We start from the raw sequence: 18,704 nt of genomic DNA, 5'->3' as shown, positions 1-18,704 counted from the left end.
CCCTTAATCAAGCCCGGCAGGTCGCTCAAGCGGTTTCGGGTGGAACATAACGCCATACCCGCCTAGAACGCACAGGAATTATCGGGACAATCATTTTGCGAGGCGGTTCTCTCATGGCATTTGCAGGCAAGGTCTGGCGTCTTCTGGTCGGGATCAAGGATGCGCTGGCGCTGCTCTTCCTTCTGCTTTTCTTCGCTCTTCTTTTTGCCGCGCTGAGCGCAAGACCCAGCCCCGCCTCGGTGCATGACGGCGCCTTGCTGCTCGATCTCGACGGGCGCGTTGTGGAAGAACCCGCCCTGATCGATCCGCTCAACGCGCTTCTGTCCTCCGCCGCCCCGGTTCATGAATATGCCGCGCGCGATATCGTCCGCGCGATCGACACGGCAGCAGGCGATGACCGGATCAAGGCTATTGCGCTCGACCTGTCCAAATTTACCGGCGGCGGACAGGTCCATATGCAGAGCATCGGCGCCGCGCTTGACCGGTTTCGCCAGACCAAGAAGCCAGTTCTCGCCTATGCCGTGGCCTATACCGATGACTCGCTGATGCTGGCCGCCCATGCCAGCGAAGTCTGGGTCGATCCGATGGGCGGCGCAGTGATTTCCGGCCCCGGCGGCCAACGCCTCTATTACGGCGCATTGCTCGACAAGCTGAAAATTCACGCCCGCGTCTATCGCGTAGGCACCTATAAGAGCGCGGTCGAACCCTATATGCGCAGCGATATGTCACCCGCCGCGCGCGAAAATGCGCAGGCGCTTTACGGCGCCTTGTGGGAAGAATGGCAGGCCAATGTGAAACAGGCCCGCGCCAAGGCCGATATCGGCATGGCGACCGGCAATATCGACCAATGGCTCACCGCCAGCAAAGGCAATCTCGCGCAGGCGGCCCTGGCCGCCGGCCTCGCCGACCGCACCGGAACCAAGGTCGAATGGGGCAAACGAATCGCACAGGTCGCCGGGGATGATCGCTGGGGCAAGACGCCCGGCAGCTTCGCTCATACCGATCTCGACACCTGGCTCTCCGCCAATCCCGTTTCCACCAAGGGCAAACCCATCGGCGTTATCACCATTGCCGGTGAAATCAGCGATGGCGAAGCCGGCCCCGGTTCGGCAGGCGGTGAACGCATTTCCCGTCTGCTCGACGAAGCGCTGGACAAGGATCTGGCCGGTCTGGTGATCCGGGTGGATTCGCCCGGTGGCACGGTCACCGGCGCCGAAGCCATTCGCCGGGCCATTCTGCGCCAGAAAGCACGCAATATTCCGATTGCCGTATCGATGGGCAATGTCGCGGCGAGCGGCGGCTATTGGGTGTCCACTCCGGCCGACCGCATCTTCGCCGAACCTGAGACCATTACCGGCTCGATCGGCATTTTCGGGGTAATTCCCACTTTCGAAGATGCGCTGGCCGAATGGGGTGTCACCACCGATGGCGTGCGCACCACCCCGCTATCGGGCCAGCCCGATCTGTTCGCCGGTTTCACCCCTGAAACCGAAACCATGATCCAGTCCACTATCGAGGATGGTTACGATCGTTTCCTCACTCTGGTGGCCCAGTCACGCGGTAAGACCAAGGCCCAGATCGACGAGATTGCGCAGGGCCGTGTGTGGGATGGCGGCTCGGCCCGCCAGCTCGGCCTGGTGGATGAATTCGGCGATATGCACGCCGCGCTTGCCTGGGTGGCCAAACAGGCCAAGCTCAAGGATGGTGACTGGCATCCGCTTTATCTGAAAGAATCCATCGATCCCTATACGGAAATTCTCCAGCAGCTTCTGAGCAGGGAATCGGAGAAAGCTTCGACCGGCTCAACCGATATGGTTGGCCTCTTCGCCGGTCGCGAGGAGCGTCTGACCGGACAGGTCATGGCCGATCTCGACAATCTGCTCTCGGTCCGCGGTATGCAGGCACGCTGCCTCGAATGCGCCGCGCCCGAATACGCCCCGCCCGCCCGCACTCAAAGCAAGCCGGCAGGGTGGCAATTGCTGATGACGAAAATACTGCTGGACTGAACACCGGGCAGGAATCCGCAGCGCGTAAACTGAAAAGCAAGGGGGTATTTCCCCCTTGCCTTCACACCACAGCCATGGCAAAGGCGCGCCCCTGCCGTGAACGAAGGGCTCTTCGTCAGCGAGCGGGCGCGTAGCTCAGTGGTAGAGCACACCCTTCACACGGGTGGGGTCGCAAGTTCAATCCTTGCCGCGCCCACCATTCCTGCAGAAATATCAAACTCTCCGGCCCTCCGCCGTTTCAGGCCATCACACCCGTTTTGGCCAGCCGGTCCATCCGGTCTTCCAGCGGGATACCGAAGCTTGTTATGTAGTCGTTCAGTTCGTGCAGCACCTGCCCGGCGGACAGTCCGAATTCTTCCAGACTATATTGATGGGGATGCCGCTTATAGATCGCCGTGCGATCCATATAATGTTGCATCGCCGGCAGGCTCGGTTCGATATCCATGTCGAGAAATTCGTAGATCCGCCGCATCGTGCCGCGCCAGTCGCGGTCCATCTCGTCATAGCGAACGTCGATAATCCTGTTGCCCGGCACCATTTTGCGCGCCTGACGCATCCGTGCGATCTGGAGATTCGTCTTGCGCAGCCATTCCTTGCCGATCCGCTCCGGCTGGGCATGATCGGAATAGATAATCGTCTGATTCCAGGCGAGCGAGGCAGCGCTGCCCACCACTGACAGCGGGTCTCTATGGGTGAAAATCAGCCTTGCATCGGGGAAAACCTTCATAAGCGCAGGCAGGTCCATCATATGCTGGGGAGTTTTCAGCACCCATGGCCGCAGGGAGGAAACCTGTTGCGACCAGCCGACCAGTTTCAGCAGACGTGCCATCTGTCGATAGGCAGGCACCGCATCTTCCCTTTCGCACCATCGGCCATAATCGGGCACCCACCACTGGGCTTCGTGCTTCATACCCCAGAAGGAATTGACCAGCAGACCCAGTTCTTCTTCCGGTTCATATGGCCCGGTCGGGTGGATGGTCAGCGTACGCGGATTGGCGAAGCGCGCCACACGCATAATACGTTCGGCCAGTCTGACACGAGGATCGGGCTTGCCCGGCACGAAGCCGGGGCGCGGGACCGGTGAAATCGTTTCGAAACTGCGCATATGCGAGAAACGGTGATCGGCTGACAACAGGCGATGCAGGCGAGTCGTTCCCGAGCGCATGGGCCCGACGATAAAAACCGGCCGGGGAAGCGGGCGGCCAAGAATTTCGGGATGCTCCCTGAACCACTGTTCGGCCCAGAGCCGGTCATGCAGAACCTTTTCGAACTGCTTCTTCGCAGCCCATTCGCCCGCCGCATTCAGGCGAGCCTGATCGTGCAGATTTTCAAGCAGCCGATCGAGCGGCTTGTGGAACCAATCATCGCCAAAATCGGAATAGCCGGTAAACCGGGCCGCGTTATCCATCAGTGCCGATTTACTGAGATCGGGGGCTTCCATCAGCCCTTTGCGGCGGGCAAACCCCATACCGGCATTCAGCATATCGATGAAAGCTGTGCGCGATGGCGGAGAGAAATCTGACGCTTTCTGCAAAGTCCCTGCAATCCGGTTATTATTTGTTAAGTGGGAAAGGCATTTCCCGAGAAGATACGGTAAAACTACAAATCAACCATCAGGGCGTTCCCTGTCCAGTAACGGATGATCGGTTTTGGCGCGATCGCTACTGGACAATGGCAGGTTCGAAGGGGCATAGCGCGCGCCATGCACGACCTGCGATTTATCCGAGAGAATCCCGAAAGCTTCGACGAAGGGCTGAGAGCCCGCGGAGCGGACCCTGCCGCGCAGGCTGTCCTCAGGCTGGACGAGAAGCGCCGCGCCCTCACTACGCGTGTGCAGGAGGCTCAGAGCCGCCGCAACGAAGCGTCGAAAGCGATCGGCAAGGCCATGGGTCAGGGGGACACGGAAACAGCCGACAGGCTGAAGGCCGAAGTTACCGAACTCAAACAGACGCTGCCCGCTCTGGAAGAGGAAGACCGCGCCCTTGCCACCGAACTGAACGACCTGGTGGCCCGTCTGCCCAATCTGCCCGCCGCAGGTGTGCCTGAAGGCGCGGATGAAGACGATAATCAGGAAGTGGAGCGCTGGGGCAGCCCGCGCGAATTTTCTTTCGAAGCCAGGGAACATGCCGATATCGGCCCGGCTCTGGGGCTCGATTTTGAAACCGGCGCGGCCATTTCCGGTGCGCGTTTCACTTTTCTGCGCGGGCAGATGGCCCGGTTCCAGCGGGCCATTGCGCAATTCATGCTCGATTTTCAGACGGTCGAGCGAGGCTATATGGAATGCGCCCCGCCGCTACTGGTGCGCGATGAGGCTGTGTTCGGCACCGGACAATTGCCGAAGTTCGCCGAAGACCTGTTTCGTACGACCGATGGCCGCTGGCTGATCCCGACCGCAGAAGTCAGCCTCACCAATTCGGTGCGCGAACAGATTATCGAGGATCTTTCCAGCCCGCTGCGGCTCACCGCTCTGACACCCTGTTTCCGCTCGGAAGCCGGGGCGGCCGGCCGTGATACGCGCGGCTATATCCGCCAGCATCAGTTCGACAAAGTTGAACTGGTGACGGTTTGCCGTCCCGAAGACTGGCAGGCCGAGCACGATCATATGGTCGCTTCCGCCGAAGCTATCCTTCAGAAGCTGGACCTCCCCTATCGCAAAATGCTGCTATGCACCGGCGATATGGGCGCCACGGCAAAGAAAACCTATGATCTCGAAGTCTGGCTGCCCGGCCAGAATGCCTATCGGGAAATCAGCTCCATCAGCTGGTGCGGCGATTATCAGGCACGCCGGATGAATGCCCGCTACCGACCCGAAGGCGCGAAGAAGACCGAATTCGTCCATACGCTGAACGGATCAGGTCTCGCCGTTGGTCGCACACTTGTCGCTCTGCTTGAAAACGGCCAGCAAGCGGACGGATCGGTATGTATTCCCGACGCCCTGAAACCCTATTGCGGCGGACTGGAAAAACTCGAACCCGTCACCTGACAACCCATCCCATTTTCCGATAAAGGCACCTATGCGCATTCTCCTTTGCAACGATGACGGCATCCACGCTCCGGGCTTTGCGGTGCTCGAAAAAATCGCCCATGCCCTGTCGGACGATGTGATCGCCTGCGCACCGGCGGAGGAAAATTCGGGGGCAGGCCATTCGCTCACCTTACATCACCCGGTGCGGTTGAAGGAATTCGGGGATAAGCGCTATGCCGTCACCGGTACGCCGACCGACGCCGTCAATCTGGCGCTGCGCAAACTGTTTCCCGATGGCGGCCCGAACCTTATCCTTTCAGGGGTCAATAATGGCGAGAATCTTGCCGATGATGTGACCTATTCGGGCACTATTTCCGCTGCTATGGAAGGCGCTCTGGCGGGTATTCCGGCCATCGCTCTCAGCCAGGCGATGCGTGAAAGCGCTGCCGGCTTCGAAGCGGCGGAGCAATGGGCCGCGAAAGTGCTCAAACCACTGATCGAAGCTCAGCTTCCCAAACGGACCGTCGTCAATGTGAATTTCCCCGCCCTTCCCGCCAATGCCGTGAAAGGCATTCGAGTCGTACGGCAGGGCTTTCACGATTATGCCCGCGGTTCATTACTCGAAGGCACCGATCCGCGCGGACGGCCTTATTACTGGTTCGGCCTCGACGATATCGAACATTCGCTCGATCACGGAACCGATCTGGAAGCGATTTCGGAAGGATATATTTCGGTCACACCGCTGCAGCTCGACCTCACCCATCACGCATCGCTCGGCAGTCTGGCAGAAAGCTTCGATACGTGAAATCCCGCAGGTTTCTCGCCGTCATATGGGCGCCCTGCGCGCTTTTGCTGATAGCGGCGAGCGACCCGGCAACCGAGACACACCATGTCGTGCAACAGGGCGAAACGCTGAAAGGCATCGCCAATCGCGCAGGCGTGGCGCTGATCGTGATTGCCGAAGCCAATGGCATTCCCGAACCCTATGCCATTCGCAGCGGGCAGAAACTCGTCATTCCGCGCCAGCAAAGCCACGTGGTGCAGTCGGGCGAAACCGCTTCCGGTCTCGCCGAAAGCTATGGCGTACCGTATTCGCTTCTGGCGCTGGCCAATAACCTGCCGGACAATGGTGCTATCCGGACCGGCCAGCGGCTGATTATCCCCGCCCTGCTCCCCGAACGGGCTCTGTCTGGTGCCCCGCGCAAGCCGCATTTTCAGAGACCGCATGACGGCAAAATCGTGCTGGACTGGCAGAAACGGCCCGATGGGGGCGGGCATGACGGGCTCGATTTTGCAGCCCGCCCCGGCGATATGATTCGCGCCGCATCTTCGGGCACGGTCACTTTTGCAGGAGAGGAGCCCAAACGCTTCGGGCGGCTGGTGATTATCGATCACGGCAATGGCTGGCAGAGCGCCTATGGCCACCTGTCCCGCATTACAGTGAAAAAAGGCGATCCCATCACCACCGGGGAACGGCTCGGACTGGCGGGGCAGGCAGGCGATGCGGACCGCCCCGAACTGCATTTTGAAATAAGGCATGATGGAGAAGCTGTTGATCCGGCGCCCTTTCTCGGCTTGAAGGGCTGAATTATGGCCAGATCGCATCGCAGCAAGAAACAGGCAGCGGAATTAAGAGCCCGCCGCTTTCGTCCCCTGCGCCGCGCCATTAAGGTGCCGGTCTGGGCCGATATCGGCATCCGGCTATCTGCCGCCCTCGGCCTCGTCTTTCTGGTGGTGATGGTCCACTGGTGGGACCGCAGCGGTCTGGTGGACAATCTGGATGGCGAAGTCAGCTTTCTGGACGTCGTCTATTTTACCATGATCTCGATCACGACCACGGGATTCGGCGATATCGCCCCGATCAGCGATCGTGCCCGGCTGGTCGAAGCGGTGATCGTGACACCGATCCGCTTCGCCGTGATTTTCATTTTTGTGGGCACAGCCTATAATTTCATCATTAAGCGCAGTTGGGAGAAGTTTCGCATGGCCCGCATTCAGGACCAGCTGTCCAACCATGTCGTCGTGCTGGGCTTCGGCGTGTCCGGTTCCGAAGCCGTGGGCGAACTGATCGAACGCGGTACGGACCCATCCTGCATCGTGGTGATGGATACCAGCTCAGATCGCCTCGGCCAGGCTGAAGCTCTGGGCTGCAACGTGATCGAAGCCGATGCCACACGCGATGAAAGTCTGATAGCCGTACGTATCGCAGAAGCGCAGACCGTGCTTGTCTCCGCGGGGCGTGACGATGCATCGATTCTCATCGTGCTGACCGTGCGCCATCTGGCGCCCAATGTGCCGATCAGTGTAGTCGTGCGCGCAGCGGATAATGAAGTGCTCGCCCATCAGGCTGGGGCCGACAATGTCATCAACCCTGTGCGCTTTACCGGCCTGCTGCTGGCAGGCAGTGCGCAAGGGGCGCATATCGCCGATTATCTCGCCGATCTCGCCTCGATTACCGGCCGGGTGCAGCTGGTCGAACGGTCGGTCCTGCCGGAGGAAATCGGCAAACCGCTCAGCGAATTATCGACCGGAGGACGGGGCCTGCGTGTTTATCGCGGTAATGGTGCCCATGGATTCTGGGAGGACGAAGCCGGCACTTTGCAATCGGGCGACATTGTCGTCGAAGTACGCCCCACGCGCGATCCCGTGACCGATGACGAATTTTCGACCTGAGCCCGGCTTCGTTTAACGAAAGGCCAGAAAGACCAGCCCCATAGCCGTCATGCCGACAATCAGATGACCGGCATCGATAGCGAAAAGTTTCCATGATTTACGCTGGAAAAGATAATTGATTCCGATGGCTGGCGCCATGATCGTCGCTCCGAAACCGGTCGCAATCATCATGAGACCGCGCGGGGAGGGATTTGTCCGGGCATATTGATGCCCGAGCATCAGAGCGATCAGCAATTCGAACAGGAAGGCGAGCACGAAAATCAGTGCCATATTGTGCCCTCTGGCGATGGTCCCGTCGGTAATCCCCGCTTCGCGCTGCCAGATTTTGCCGAAGAGCAGGCCGTACCACACCATTCCGATGACAAAGAACGCCAGTGCGGCCAGAAAAATGGCCAGCATATTGATTTCGCCCATGATCCGTCCCATGCTTTACTTGCGCGAGATGCTTTTCGCGCGTGACTTCGTGACATTGAATAGCTAGGGGCGCGGCTTATGGCCACCCGCATTCCCGATCAACGCCGCGTCGGCATGGTCAGCTTAGGCTGTCCGAAAGCCCTCGTGGATTCAGAACGTATCCTTACCAAGCTGCGTGCCGACGGTTACGCGATGAGCCCCGACTATGCCGGGGCCGATGTGGTGCTCGTCAATACTTGCGGCTTTCTCGACTCCGCTAAGGAGGAAAGCCTGTCCGCGATCGGAGAGGCGATCAAGGAAAATGGCCGGGTGATCGTCACCGGCTGCATGGGAGAGGAAGCGGAAACGATCCGCGCCAAATTCCCACAGGTTCTCGCCGTCACCGGTGCGCACCAATATGAGGATGTGGTGAATGCGGTGCATGACGCTGCCCCGCCGAGTCAGGGACCGTTTATCGATCTGGTGCCGCAGCCCGATATCAAACTGACACCGCGCCATTACAGCTATCTGAAGATTTCCGAGGGCTGCAATCACTCCTGCTCCTTCTGCATCATTCCCGATCTGCGTGGCAAACTGGCGAGCCGCCGGGTGGATGCCGTGCTGCGCGAGGCCGAAAAGCTGGTCGCGGCCGGAACGAAAGAATTGCTGGTCATCTCGCAGGATACCAGCGCCTATGGAGTCGATACACGCCACGATGTGCGGCAATGGAAGGGTCATGATGTCCGCGCGCATATGACCGATCTCGCCCGTGAGCTCGGCCAGCTTAAAACACCCGACGGCCGAACGCCCTGGGTAAGGCTGCATTATGTCTATCCCTATCCGCATGTGGATCAGGTGATTCCGTTAATGGCAGAAGGGCTCATCACGCCCTATCTCGATATTCCCTTTCAGCATGCTGCACCTTCCGTGCTCAAAGCGATGAAGCGCCCGGCCAATGAAGCCAAGGTGCTCGATCGACTGAAAAAATGGCGGGATATTTGCCCCGACATTACGATCCGCTCGAGCTTCGTGGTTGGCTTTCCCGGCGAAACGGAAGAGGATTTCCAATATCTGCTCGACTGGCTCGATGAAGCACAGCTCGACCGTGTGGGCGGCTTCCGCTTCGAACCTGTCGAAGGAGCGGCCGCCAACGATCTGCCCGGCGCCGTGCCCGAAGAGGTCAAGGAAGAACGTTACGTCCGCCTGATGGAAAAGACCGAAGCGATCAGTGCCGCAAAGCTCGGCGCGAAAATCGGCACGATGCAACCGGTCATCATCGACGAAATGGGCGAACCCGATGAAGATGGCGATATCGGTGCAACCGGCCGCAGCCGGGCCGATGCTCCCGAAATCGACGGTGCGGTCTATCTGCGCAATGTGCCCGCAAATGTGCAGGAAGGGGATATTGTCGATATCATGGTCGAAGATGCCGATGCCCATGACCTTTTCGGCGTGATTGTCGAAGATTGAGCGCTGCGGGCCAGTGAGCGGCCCGGCTTTCGGCATAGTGCCGGGTTGTGCTCGCCAATACCCTCTGAAAGCGACACGGAGCGTTTTATGCGACAAATGCACACGACACTCACTGTCTCTACCCATGGGCAGAGCCTGACCGAATGTACGCACGATATCGCAGAATGGATTGCCGATAGCGGCATTGAAGAAGGTGTTTTGACAGTCTTTTGCCAGCACACATCGGCGTCATTGCTCATCAATGAAAATGCCGCCCGCGAAGTGCCGGGCGACCTGCTGCGCTGGCTCGACCGGAGCGTGCCTGAAGGTGACCATTATGCGCATGACGATGAAGGGCCGGACGATATGCCCGCACATATCAAATCCATGCTCACCGGGAACAGCCTCACCATTCCGGTAATCGGCGGGCGTATGGCTCTGGGCACATGGCAGGGCGTTTTTCTGGCCGAACATCGCGCCATGCCGCAAGGCCGGCGGATCGTATTGCATCTTCTCGGGGCCTGATCGCCACTTTCACGAAACAAGCATGGCACGAAACAAGCACGGCTTCCATGCGTTCGCATCATATGACCATCGAGATATCCGCGCATTTCACTTTTGAACTGGACGGGCCGACAGATATTCTGCTGCAATATGAAGCGGCAGACATTCCCGAACAAAGCGTGCTGTGGACGGACAGCCGGATCGACAAATCGGATTATTTTGCACGCGTAGCGGCGCAGGACGAGATCGGCACACGCATCTGGCTGCGCAAGGAAGGCCATTGCGAAGTGGATTACAAAGCCCGCATCGCGATTCACCGCCTCACAGCCGACCTCTCTGCCCTGCCTGCGATGCAACAGCATGAACTTCCCGGCGAAACTGTCCAGTATCTCTTCGATTCACGCTATTGTCCGGCCGAACGGTTTCATTCCTTTGTCCAGGAAGAATTCGGTACGATTGAGGGCGGCGCCAAAATCGTTGCCATGCGCGACTGGGTGGCCGATCATATGAGCTATGAGCCCGGCAGCAGCCATTCGAACACTACAGCGCTCGATTCTTTCGTCGAACGACGCGGCATCTGCCGGGACTATGCACATGTCATTGTGACCATGGCCCGCGCCGCAGGCATTCCAGCCCGCTATGTCAGCGTCTATGCGCCCGACGTGGCCCCGCCCGATTTCCACGCCATTGCCGAAGTTTTTCTGGCCGATCCGGACGGATCAGGCAGGGGGACATGGCATATGGTTGATGGCACATTCATGGCCGATCCCGAGCATACGGTTAAGATCGGTGTTGGACGCGACGCCGCGGATGTCAGTTTTCTCACCAGCTTCGGTGCATGCGATTTCAGGGAGAAGACTGTGCGAACCGAGATCGTCAGCGATTGACAGCGCAAGCCAATTGCGCGAACGGGCTTTACGTATTGCGGCCCGATCGCTCTGGAAAGGTAATGACCGGGCTGTTAGGCTCTTTTGCACCGCAACAATATTATAAGTGCTCTATATGCGCGACACATATAGATTGAGATAGCTCCGGGAGATTATCTGCACATGACTTTCACTGCCGACCGACTGCTCCTCTTCGGTGCGACCGGTGACCTTTCGCAAAGAATGTTGCTGCCATCCCTCTGCGCACTGGATGCCGATGGATTGCTCGCCCCGGATCTGAGGATTATCGGCACGGCGCGTTCTGAACTGAGCGATCTCGACTTCCGTAACTTCGCACGGGAAGCACTGGAAAAATATCTTCCGGCCGACCGCCGCAGCGGACTGGCCGATTTTCTCAACCGGCTGAGTTTCCAGCCCCTCGATGCGACCGATATGGCAGGTTATACTGCACTGGCTGAAAAGGTCGGCACACCGCAACACGGCCTCGCCATCTTCCTTTCGACGGCGCCCAGCCTGTTTGAGCCGACCATTAAAGGACTTCAGCAAGGCGGCCTTGCCGGAGAGAATGTGCGAATCGGGCTGGAAAAGCCGCTCGGTGTGGATCTCGGTTCAAGCTGTGAAATCAACGATGCTGTAGCCGCAGCTTTTCCCGAAACGCGCACCTTCCGCATCGATCATTATCTCGGCAAGGAAACGGTGCAGAATCTGCTTGCCCTGCGCTTTGCCAATATCCTGTTCGAACCGCTGTGGAATGGCAATTATATCGATCATGTCCAGATTACGGTGGCGGAAACGGTCGGACTGGAAAGCCGGATCGACTTTTACGACGATGCCGGCGCGCTGCGCGACATGGTGCAGAACCATATGCTGCAACTGCTCGCGCTGGTGGCGATGGAGCCGCCGACCAGTTTCGCTGCGAGCGGCGTGCGCGATGAAAAGGTAAAAGTGCTGCGTGCATTGCGCGATATCAGCGCGAATGAGACCGTTACCGGACAATATCGCGGCGGTGCGGTCAACAGCCAGATCGTTCCCGGCTATGATGACGAGCTGGGGCGCAACAGCAGTACGGAAACCTTCGTCGCGCTCAAAGCCCATGTCGATAACTGGCGCTGGCGCGGTGTGCCCTTTTATTTGCGCACCGGCAAAAGGCTGTTCCGGCGCAAAACCGAAATCGTAGTGCAATTCCGGGAGGTACCGCATTCGATCTTCGCCGGGGCCAGAAGCGTTCCCAACAAGCTGGTGATCGGTATTCAGCCGGAAGAAAATATTTCACTCAATCTCATGGCCAAGGTTCCCGGGCTCGATCGCGAAGGGCTGACATTACGCTCGGTTCCGCTCGATATTGCCATGCCCGATGCCTTTATCGGCGCTCATCGCCGGATTGCCTATGAACGGCTGCTGCTCGATCTGATCGAGGGCGACCAGACGCTGTTCGTTCGCCGGGACGAGGTGGAGGCGCAATGGTCATGGATCGACCGTATTCGCGACACATGGAACAAGGAAGGCCAGACGCCGAAGGAATATAGCGCAGGGAGCTGGGGCCCGAGCGCAGCCATCGCACTGGCCGAAAGGGACGGAGTAAGCTGGCATGAGTAAACTCAATCCGGTGGTCGAGCGCGTAACTGCGCGGATCATCGAGAAATCGAAGGATAGCCGCGCGGCCTATCTGGAACTGATGCAGCGCGAAAGCGATACCCATCGCGATCGCAATGTAATGCCCTGCTCCAATCTCGCCCACGGTTTCGCGGCGGCAGGGGAAGACAAGGATTCCATCGCCTCCCGACGCGGCCCCAATATCGGCATTATCAGCGCGTATAATGACACGATTTCGGCCCATCAGCCCTATGGCGCCTATCCGCCGCAAATGAAGATCTATGCCCGCGAAGTGGGCGCCACCGCACAGGTCGCCGGCGCGACTCCGGCCATGTGTGACGGCGTGACGCAGGGACAGGACGGGATGGAACTCTCGCTCTTCTCCCGCGATGTCATCGCTCTCGCCACGGCCGTCGGGCTTAGTCATGCCATGTATGACAGCGTGGCCCTGCTCGGTATTTGTGACAAGATCGTGCCCGGTCTGCTGATCGGTGCGCTGCGTTTCGGCTATCTTCCCGGCATCTTCGTTCCGTCGGGCCCTATGCCTTCGGGTATCGCCAACAAGGAAAAGCAGAAGGTTCGCCAGCTTTATGCCGAAGGCAAGGCAACCCGCGCCCAATTGCTCGAAAGCGAAAGCAAGAGCTATCACTCCGCCGGAACCTGCACTTTCTACGGCACGGCCAATTCCAATCAGATGATGATGGAGCTGATGGGGCTTCACATGCCGGGCGCTGCCTTCGTTCCGCCCGACACGCCCTTGCGCAAGGCTCTCACCCGCGGTGCGGTGCATCAGCTCGCCAGAATTACCCGCGATAGCGAGGATTACCGCCCGCTGGCGCAGTGCGTGGATGAAAAGGCTATCGTCAATGCCGTGGCGGGGCTGCTCGCTACAGGCGGATCGACCAATCATGCAATTCATATTCCGGCCATGGCCCGCGCGGCCGGCATCAAGATCGACTGGAGCGATATTGCCGAACTCTCCTCCGTCACCCCGCTATTGTGCCGCGTCTATCCGAACGGCTCTGGCGATGTGAACCATTTCCATGCAGCTGGCGGCATTGGCTTCGTCATCGGCGAATTGCTCGATAACGGCCTGGCCCATCGGGATATCATGACTGTCGGCGGACAGGACCTGTCTTCTTATGCGCAGGAACCCGGCTTCGATGGCGACAATCTGATCTGGCGCGATATTCCCGAAAGCGGCGATACCGAAATGGTCCGTCCGGTTGGGAAGCCTTTTCAGGAAACGGGCGGTATGCGGCTTGTCGAAGGCAATCTCGGCCGCGCCTGTTTCAAGACCAGTGCAGTCGATGCGGAACGGCTGACAATCGAAGCACCCTGCCGCGTCTTCGAACATCAGGAAGAAGTCTCAAAGGCTTTCTCCGCCGGTGAACTGGATAAGGATGTGATCGTAGTGGTCCGCCATCAGGGCCCTCGCGCCAACGGGATGCCCGAATTGCACAAGCTGACCCCGCCGCTCGGCGTGTTGCAGGATCGCGGTTACAAAGTGGCGCTGGTAACCGATGGCCGCATGTCCGGGGCCAGCGGCAAGGTTCCGGCAGCCATTCACTGCACGCCCGAAGCCCTGGGCGGTGGCCCGCTTTCGCTGGTTCGCGATGGCGATATTATCCGCCTTTGCGGCAAGACCGGTACACTGGAAACCACGGCAGACCTTTCTGCCAGAGAACCCGTTCCCGCTCCGGCTCCGCAGCAGGGCATGGCCCGCGAATTATTCGGCATGTTCCGCGCCAATGCTGATAGCGCCGAGCTGGGCGGCTCTGCGATGCTTGCCATGGGAGGTCTGTAAGCCATGCAGGGTCATGCAAGCGATCTCGTCGCCATGGATATCGGCGGTACGCATGCCCGCTTTGCGCTGGCGCGTTTTACCGCGGATGGTGGCATCGAACTCGACGAGCCCGTCACACTCAAAACCAGTGACTATGTCTCTCTTCAGACCGCGTGGGAGGAATTTGAACGGCGGGTCGAGGGACCAGTGCCGCGCCGCGCTTCTCTCGCTCTGGCGGCACCGATCCAGGGTGAAACGGTGCGTCTCACCAATAATAGCTGGGTCATTCATATCGGTGCACTCGATACGCAGCTTGGTCTTGAGAAGGTTACCGTGCTCAACGACTTCGCCGCCGTTGCGCATGCCGTGGCTCGCGCACCCGAAGATCAGTTTCTGCATCTGACGGGCCCTGATAAACCCTTGCCCGAAAACGGCACAGTCAGCGTGATCGGCCCGGGTACCGGCCTTGGCGTGGCGCAGTTCTACCGGGTCGATGGAACCTATCACGTACAGGCTTCCGAAGGCGGCCATGCCAATTTCGCACCGGTCGATCATATCGAAGACGAGCTGATGAAGCGCCTGCGCCATCTGCATCGCCGGGTATCTGTAGAGCGAGTGGTTTCAGGCCCGGGCATCGTCGGCATATATGAAACACTCGCTTCGCTCGAACATCGCAGTGTCGAGAAGCTCGATGATCGCACCATCTGGGAACGCGGTCTCGATCGCAGCGACATGCTGGCAGTCAATGCGATAGAACGGTTCTGCATGGCTCTGGGCAGCGCCAGCGGTGATTTCGCTCTCACGCATGGCGCCAGTGCCGTCGTAATGGCCGGCGGACTCGGCTATCGTATTCGCCACGTGCTGCATTATGCCGGATTTGGTGAGAGGTTCCGTTTTAAAGGCCGGTACGAACCGCTCATGGCCAGTATCCCCGTCAAATTCATTACTCATCCTCAGCCCGGCCTGTTCGGCGCGGCTGCCGCGTTTCAGCGTGAACATCTTTCGGAGAAAGCATGACTACGACCCCCGCCCCCATCGAACAGATCATGCTGACGGCCCCGGTCATCCCGGTGCTGGTAATCGAGGATGCGGCTCATGCCCTGCCGCTCGCCAAGGCACTGGTGGCAGGCGGCCTGAGAGTGCTCGAAGTCACACTGCGCACCGAAGCGGCGCTTGAAGCGATTTCCATCATGAAACAGGTCGATGGTGCGATTGTGGGCGCCGGAACTGTGACCAATGTAAACGACTATCGTGCCGCCATGGAAGCAGGCAGCCAGTTTATCGTTTCACCCGGTCTCACCAATACTCTGGGTGAAGCGATCCAGGCGGACAACACACCTTTCCTTCCCGGCATCGCCAATGCAGGCGATATTATGCGCGGGTTGGAACTGGGGCTTACTCATTTCAAATTCTTTCCGGCCATGGCGAATGGTGGCATCCCGGCGCTGAAAGCGCTCGCCGCTCCCTTCGGCCAATGTAAATTCTGCCCCACCGGCGGTATCAGCGCACAAAATGCGTCCGAATGGCTGGCACTCGATCCGGTCTTGTGCGTCGGTGGAAGCTGGGTCGCGCCAAAGGGCGAGCCCGATCCGGCTCATATCGAAAATCTCGCCCGCGAAGCGTCAGGATTGCCTAGATGAAAACAGTCGGAGAGCTTCTCGATCGCCTGCAGGAATTGCGCGAGCGGACCAATGAAACGCCGCTTTTCAATCCTGTCTTTCAGCTATCGCTGGACCTCTCCCGACTGCTCGAATCCGGCGAACGAAGTCTCGACGATTTCGAAAGCTGGATTGCCGAGCTCGAATGCGATGCGCTGCAAAGCCGTGCAGCCCATTTACGGCGGCTGGTTCAGCCCGTTTTACCCGAAGACAATCGCGCCGGCTTTTCTGCCATGCTGGATAAGGAACCGGGTGATTTCGCAGCCTTCCGCCAACGCTGGGAGCAACCGCAACTCCATGCGGTCTTTACGGCCCATCCTACATTCCTGCTGACACCGCAGGAAAGCGAAGCCGTTGCCACCAATGCCGCACAAGGCGGAAAAATCGACGAAAGCGCCTGCCCGGTACCCGGTAAAAGGCCGGATATTACGCTCGATTATGAACATGGCCGGGCAATGCGGGCGATCACCCATGCGGCTGCGGCACGTGACCAGCTGGTAGGCTTGCTGCTCGAAAAAGCGCAAAAGCAATGGCCCGATCAATGGCATGATTTTGCCCCGCTCCCGTTCCGCTTCGCAAGCTGGGTCGGTTATGACATGGATGGCCGAACCGATATCAAATGGTTTGATTCCATCGGTTTCCGCCTAGCCGAAAAAGCAGAGCGACTGGCCCACTATGTGACCACGCTGGAAGAGCTGGATACAGATCATCCCTTGCTGCGCGAATTGCGGCCGGCCACGGACTGTGCGCAGGAGCGAGCGCAGGATTTTGCCGCCGATCTGAGCGATCCGGCAGCACTTTCGGTCGCCGCCAACCGCCTTACGGCCACCGATCCTCGCAAACTTCTGTCGCTTTCCGGTACTATCGACCGGCTCGATGCGGAAGCACGTGATTGTGACGATCCTGCCAGAGCTGTGAAACTTAAGACACTTGCCGCTGCAATGCGTGCCGATGGTCTGGGCATGGGCTGGATCCACTTTCGGGTGAATGCCAAACAGCTTCACAATGCTATCCGGCGCCGTCTTGATGACGGGCATGGCAGTGAGCTTAACCTCGCCAGCAAAGGAGCCCTTGCCCGGCTGCGAAAGGCCGTGGAAGACGTCCGCCCGCTTCAGACCAATTTTGCCGCGCTGGCCATCGAAAGCAGCACGGCTATCCGCCAGTTCATCGCCATAGCACAAATCCTGCGTCACGTGGATGCGGATGCACCGATCCGCATGCTGATTGCCGAATGCGAAGAACCGGCGACAGTTCTGGCAGCTCTTTATTTCGCCAAATTATTCGGCGTCGAAGGGAAGGTAGACGTTTCTCCACTCTTCGAAACGGAAACTGCGCTCGAACATGGCGGCCGCTTCCTCGATGCGCTGCTGGCCGAACCTGTCTATCAGGAATATGCACGCAACCGCGGCCATGTAGCGATTCAAACCGGTTTTTCCGATGCCGGGCGTTTTGTCGGCCAGATTCCCGCAAGCCTTGCCATCGAGCGTCTGCAAGGCCGGCTGGCTGATGCGATGAAGGAAAACAATCTCAACGACACTGCTGCGCTAATTTTCGATACGCATGGTGAAAGCATGGGCCGCGGTGCCCATCCCGACAGTTTCGAAGACCGGCTGGCCTGGCCGCTCAGCACATGGTCGCGTCGGCGCTTCATGCGAGCCGGTATCCGGCTGGAACCCGAAGTCAGCTTTCAGGGAGGCGATGGCTATATGTTCTTCGCCAATCCCGAGCTGGCCCTGGCGACACTCACTCGCATTGCCGAGATTCGTCCCGCCGAAACCGATACAGATCTGCCGCCTGACCCATTTTATCGTCGCACGGACCTCAGCCTCGATTTCTATCGGGCGATCCGCGACCATCAGCATGGCCATCTGGAGAGCCGTACCTATTCGCGCGCAGTCACCGCTTTTGGCCTCGGTATGCTCAATTCTACCGGTAGCCGCGTATCGCGGCGCCAGTCGGATTTATCGGCGGATCGGGAAATGAGCCTGCGCCAGATTCGCGCAATCCCGCATAATGCTATTCTCCAGCAGCTCGGCTATCCGGTAAATGTCATTGCCGGGATCGGCAGTGCAGCCGACGGCAAGTTCGAAGAAATGGCGCAGTTGCTGCGCGACAGCGAGCGCGGCCGGCAGTTGATTCGTCTGGCTCGTGCAGCCAATGCTCTGGCCAGTGTAAAAACGGTGGCAGCCTATGGTGAGCTGTTCAACTCAGCCTATTGGGCCAGCCGCCCTTATCGCGGCACAGAAAGCCACCTGTCCGAACCGTGTCAGGCGCTGAGCGAATATCTCGTGAAAGATGACCGGATGGGCGTATTCCGCCGCCTTGCTTCGCGCCTGCGTGTGGACGCCCTAAAGCTTCATCGTCTGCTCGAACTGATCCCGGTGGAAAGCTCACTGGCAGATCGCGAACCGATCCGCCGTGCCATCGGTGTGTTGCAGGCCGTGCGCTTCGCCTTATTCCAGCACATGTTCATCCGTGTGGTGTCGATCCCGGTTTTCAGCCGGGCAAACGATATCAGCCGCGAAGATGTGCTGGAAATGGTCTTCACCCTGCGCGTCGATGATGCTCTTGCCCAGTTACGCCGCGCCTTTCCGACCGAGTTCCCCCGAATTGACGATTTCGATCTGACCGAAACAACCGAATATCCCGATGGCGGCGACGCCGGTTACGACACGATCCGGCGCGATTATATCGATCCGATCGATCGCGCTTATGCCCTGTCTCGCAGGATTACCACGGCAATTGCCAATGAATTCGGGGCGCATGGCTAACGTTAAACCGTCTCACACA

The 18,704-nt window shown here is 59.0% G+C and carries 15 protein-coding genes and 1 tRNA gene; 14 read left to right on the top strand and 2 right to left on the bottom strand.

Annotation, left to right across the window (positions count from 1 at the left end; genetic code table 11):
• The first annotated feature begins 113 nt into the window (after positions 1 to 113).
• Together sppA and D6851_RS08945 are read left to right on the top strand one after the other, a co-directional pair.
• Positions 114 to 2,006, top strand: coding sequence for a signal peptide peptidase SppA (gene sppA, locus D6851_RS08950; protein WP_120324556.1), 1,893 nt, complete (start codon positions 114 to 116; stop codon positions 2,004 to 2,006).
• A 124-nt stretch (positions 2,007 to 2,130) separates the two neighbouring features.
• Positions 2,131 to 2,205 (top strand) — tRNA-Val (locus D6851_RS08945).
• Between the two features lie 39 nt (positions 2,206 to 2,244).
• On the opposite strand, the gene D6851_RS08940 is transcribed toward D6851_RS08945, so the two are convergent.
• On the bottom strand, positions 2,245 to 3,540 hold the full coding sequence (locus D6851_RS08940; RefSeq protein WP_238474012.1) for a sulfotransferase family protein: 1,296 nt from the start codon (positions 3,538 to 3,540) through the stop codon (positions 2,245 to 2,247).
• A 168-nt stretch (positions 3,541 to 3,708) separates the two neighbouring features.
• Here D6851_RS08940 and serS point away from each other — a divergent pair, with 168 nt between their 5' ends.
• Genes serS through D6851_RS08915 form a run of 4 tightly spaced genes read left to right on the top strand, consistent with a single transcriptional unit; the run spans position 3,709 to position 7,644 of the window.
• Positions 3,709 to 4,989 carry a serine--tRNA ligase gene (gene serS, locus D6851_RS08935; protein ID WP_120324555.1) on the top strand — a complete coding sequence of 427 codons (1,281 nt, stop codon included), beginning with the start codon at positions 3,709 to 3,711 and terminating at the stop codon, positions 4,987 to 4,989.
• A 31-nt stretch (positions 4,990 to 5,020) separates the two neighbouring features.
• Positions 5,021 to 5,776: a 5'/3'-nucleotidase SurE gene (gene surE / locus D6851_RS08930; RefSeq protein ID WP_120324554.1), complete on the top strand. Its 756-nt coding sequence runs from the start codon at positions 5,021 to 5,023 to the stop codon at positions 5,774 to 5,776.
• A complete protein-coding gene (locus tag D6851_RS17555; RefSeq protein WP_183030040.1) occupies positions 5,773 to 6,558 on the top strand; it encodes a M23 family metallopeptidase in 786 nt (261 codons plus the stop codon). Before surE ends, D6851_RS17555 begins: the two co-directional genes overlap by 4 nt.
• 3 nt (positions 6,559 to 6,561) lie before the next feature.
• A complete protein-coding gene (locus D6851_RS08915) occupies positions 6,562 to 7,644 on the top strand; it encodes a potassium channel family protein (RefSeq protein ID WP_120324553.1) in 1,083 nt (360 codons plus the stop codon).
• 12 nt (positions 7,645 to 7,656) lie between these two features.
• Here D6851_RS08915 and D6851_RS08910 read toward each other — a convergent pair whose 3' ends face one another.
• Positions 7,657 to 8,058 carry a DUF1761 domain-containing protein gene (locus tag D6851_RS08910; protein ID WP_120324764.1) on the bottom strand — a complete coding sequence of 134 codons (402 nt, stop codon included), beginning with the start codon at positions 8,056 to 8,058 and terminating at the stop codon, positions 7,657 to 7,659.
• Between the two features lie 78 nt (positions 8,059 to 8,136).
• Here D6851_RS08910 and rimO point away from each other — a divergent pair, with 78 nt between their 5' ends.
• The 8 genes from rimO to D6851_RS08870 all read left to right on the top strand — a co-directional run bounded on the left by rimO (position 8,137) and on the right by D6851_RS08870 (position 18,685).
• Positions 8,137 to 9,507, top strand: coding sequence for a 30S ribosomal protein S12 methylthiotransferase RimO (rimO, locus tag D6851_RS08905; protein ID WP_120324552.1), 1,371 nt, complete (start codon positions 8,137 to 8,139; stop codon positions 9,505 to 9,507).
• Positions 9,508 to 9,594: 87 nt separating this feature from the next.
• The gene (locus D6851_RS08900; protein ID WP_120324551.1) at positions 9,595 to 10,011 is read left to right on the top strand and encodes a secondary thiamine-phosphate synthase enzyme YjbQ; all 417 of its coding nucleotides are present in this window, start codon (positions 9,595 to 9,597) and stop codon (positions 10,009 to 10,011) included.
• Positions 10,012 to 10,058: 47 nt separating this feature from the next.
• Positions 10,059 to 10,877 carry a transglutaminase-like domain-containing protein gene (locus D6851_RS08895; protein ID WP_238474011.1) on the top strand — a complete coding sequence of 273 codons (819 nt, stop codon included), beginning with the start codon at positions 10,059 to 10,061 and terminating at the stop codon, positions 10,875 to 10,877.
• 162 nt (positions 10,878 to 11,039) lie between these two features.
• Positions 11,040 to 12,473 carry a glucose-6-phosphate dehydrogenase gene (zwf, locus tag D6851_RS08890; protein WP_120324550.1) on the top strand — a complete coding sequence of 478 codons (1,434 nt, stop codon included), beginning with the start codon at positions 11,040 to 11,042 and terminating at the stop codon, positions 12,471 to 12,473.
• Entirely contained in the window at positions 12,466 to 14,277 is a 1,812-nt protein-coding gene (gene edd, locus D6851_RS08885; RefSeq protein ID WP_120324549.1) for a phosphogluconate dehydratase, read from the top strand. Before zwf ends, edd begins: the two co-directional genes overlap by 8 nt.
• Before the next feature lie 3 nt (positions 14,278 to 14,280).
• Positions 14,281 to 15,273: a glucokinase gene (glk, locus tag D6851_RS08880; protein WP_120324548.1), complete on the top strand. Its 993-nt coding sequence runs from the start codon at positions 14,281 to 14,283 to the stop codon at positions 15,271 to 15,273.
• Entirely contained in the window at positions 15,270 to 15,896 is a 627-nt protein-coding gene (gene eda, locus D6851_RS08875) for a bifunctional 4-hydroxy-2-oxoglutarate aldolase/2-dehydro-3-deoxy-phosphogluconate aldolase (protein WP_120324547.1), read from the top strand. The genes glk and eda overlap by 4 nt, the downstream gene beginning before the upstream one ends.
• On the top strand, positions 15,893 to 18,685 hold the full coding sequence (locus D6851_RS08870; RefSeq protein WP_120324546.1) for a phosphoenolpyruvate carboxylase: 2,793 nt from the start codon (positions 15,893 to 15,895) through the stop codon (positions 18,683 to 18,685). The genes eda and D6851_RS08870 overlap by 4 nt, the downstream gene beginning before the upstream one ends.
• Positions 18,686 to 18,704 lie beyond the last annotated feature (19 nt).

It is taken from the genome of Altericroceibacterium spongiae, assembly GCF_003610805.1.
GTDB classification, from domain to species: Bacteria; Pseudomonadota; Alphaproteobacteria; order Sphingomonadales; family Sphingomonadaceae; genus Altericroceibacterium; species Altericroceibacterium spongiae.
This window is presented reverse-complemented; position numbering and strand designations above follow the sequence as displayed.

Excerpts from the sequence above, each read along its gene's own strand:
- sppA (WP_120324556.1), top strand. The coding sequence starts at position 114 with ATGGCATTTGCAGGCAAGGTCTGGCGTCTTCTGGTCGGGATCAAGGAT.
- serS (WP_120324555.1), top strand. The coding sequence starts at position 3,709 with ATGCACGACCTGCGATTTATCCGAGAGAATCCCGAAAGCTTCGACGAA.
- surE (WP_120324554.1), top strand. The coding sequence starts at position 5,021 with ATGCGCATTCTCCTTTGCAACGATGACGGCATCCACGCTCCGGGCTTT.
- D6851_RS08915 (WP_120324553.1), top strand. The coding sequence starts at position 6,562 with ATGGCCAGATCGCATCGCAGCAAGAAACAGGCAGCGGAATTAAGAGCC.
- D6851_RS08910 (WP_120324764.1), bottom strand. The coding sequence starts at position 8,058 with ATGGGCGAAATCAATATGCTGGCCATTTTTCTGGCCGCACTGGCGTTC.
- rimO (WP_120324552.1), top strand. The coding sequence starts at position 8,137 with ATGGCCACCCGCATTCCCGATCAACGCCGCGTCGGCATGGTCAGCTTA.
- D6851_RS08900 (WP_120324551.1), top strand. The coding sequence starts at position 9,595 with ATGCGACAAATGCACACGACACTCACTGTCTCTACCCATGGGCAGAGC.
- D6851_RS08895 (WP_238474011.1), top strand. The coding sequence starts at position 10,059 with ATGCGTTCGCATCATATGACCATCGAGATATCCGCGCATTTCACTTTT.
- zwf (WP_120324550.1), top strand. The coding sequence starts at position 11,040 with ATGACTTTCACTGCCGACCGACTGCTCCTCTTCGGTGCGACCGGTGAC.
- edd (WP_120324549.1), top strand. The coding sequence starts at position 12,466 with ATGAGTAAACTCAATCCGGTGGTCGAGCGCGTAACTGCGCGGATCATC.
- glk (WP_120324548.1), top strand. The coding sequence starts at position 14,281 with ATGCAGGGTCATGCAAGCGATCTCGTCGCCATGGATATCGGCGGTACG.
- eda (WP_120324547.1), top strand. The coding sequence starts at position 15,270 with ATGACTACGACCCCCGCCCCCATCGAACAGATCATGCTGACGGCCCCG.
- D6851_RS08870 (WP_120324546.1), top strand. The coding sequence starts at position 15,893 with ATGAAAACAGTCGGAGAGCTTCTCGATCGCCTGCAGGAATTGCGCGAG.